This window comes from Streptomyces sp. NPDC007162, assembly GCF_040634175.1.
Classification (GTDB): Bacteria; Actinomycetota; Actinomycetes; order Streptomycetales; family Streptomycetaceae; genus Streptomyces.
On the sequence record NZ_JBEYFC010001035.1, the window covers coordinates 1 to 1,227 of the forward strand.

General features: G+C 72.7%; 1 protein-coding gene and 1 pseudogene. Both read right to left on the reverse strand.

Features of this window, described 5'->3' with window-relative positions; genetic code table 11:
• Positions 1-344, reverse strand: a 344-nt coding sequence (locus ABZ646_RS46940; RefSeq protein WP_360534003.1) for a dTDP-4-dehydrorhamnose 3,5-epimerase family protein, incomplete at its 3' end; no start/stop codon positions are given.
• 5 nt (positions 345-349) lie between these two features.
• A pseudogene (locus ABZ646_RS46945) lies at positions 350-1,227 on the reverse strand (glycosyltransferase family 2 protein); the annotation flags it as partial.

Below are 1,227 nucleotides of genomic sequence, written 5' to 3' on the forward strand. Positions count from 1 at the left end.
GATTCGACGGACTTGCGGGAGAGGCAGTAGACGATGCCCGCGTCGCCCTCGTGCTCCTGGCGCAGGAAGGTGGGGGAGCCGACCCGGATGTCCACGATGACGTCCAGCACCGCTCCGCGTACGCACTTGACGTACTTGGACTGGCTCGGCGGCACGTCGGCGAAGTGGACGCCGCGCAGGACGCCCCGCCGGGAGACCGAGCAGTTGGCCTGCACGAGGTCGAGGTCGTAGCCGAGTGCCTCGCGGAAGTCCTCCGCCTTGAACCACTCGTGGAAGCTGCCCCGGTCGTCGGGGAAGACCTTCGGCTCCTGGACCCAGGCGCCTTCGATGCTCAGCGGTCGCACGGTTCTTACTTGCCTTCCTGTCGTGCGGGCGTCCTGCCCCTGCCGAGTGCCCTGACCAGCGCGCGGCGCACCGGCAGCGGCAGCTTGCGGGCCAGTTTGCGGACAGCGCCCGGCCGGGGCTTCGGGGCGGCCTCGGTTTCCGTGGCCGCCGCGGACTTCTTCTTGGCCGGCTTGACCACCTTCAGACCCGCCGGCGAGTTGCGGACGACCAGCGGCAGCGTGAAGAAACGCGGCTCGGCCACGTCCGCGAGCAGGGACAGCGCCAGCCGCCAGCCGCCCTCCTGGAGCGACCGGACCGGCAGCGGGGCGTCCAGCACCGCGCCGCCGCCCTCCGCGGGCGACAGCGTGGCGGGCACCTCCAGCACCTCGGCGGCGGGCTTGGGGCCGGTCAGCCGCACCGCCGCCTTGACGTCACCGTCGACGTGGAACGGCAGCACCGCGCGCAGCCGGTCCCCGGCCACGGTGAAGTCCTCGGGCTTGAACTCGCCGAAGCCGAGCCGCTTGCTCGCCATGTCGACGTCGAGGGCGAAGTTGTTCTTGACCGTCCAGTACGGCAGCACCCGCCGACCGCCGACCACGCCCGGGACCGGCATCCCGGGGAGCGGGTCCCTGGACACCGGGAACAGCCGGTGCTCCCGGGTCCAGCCGCCGATCGTCAGCCGGACGAACGCGTCCCACAGGCCTGCCGTCAGCGGGGTGCCGCTGGCGGCGGTGGCCGGGTTCACGGTGGCCGTGGCCCGGACGACCAGGCGCACCCGGCCGGCCTCTCCCTCGACGGGCACGGTCTCGCGGGTCAGCTCGACCGGCTGGAAGAACTGCGCGTGGGTCTCGCGCTCGCGCACCACCAGGTCGACGTTGGCCTTGCTGAACCGGGCCGCGGTGC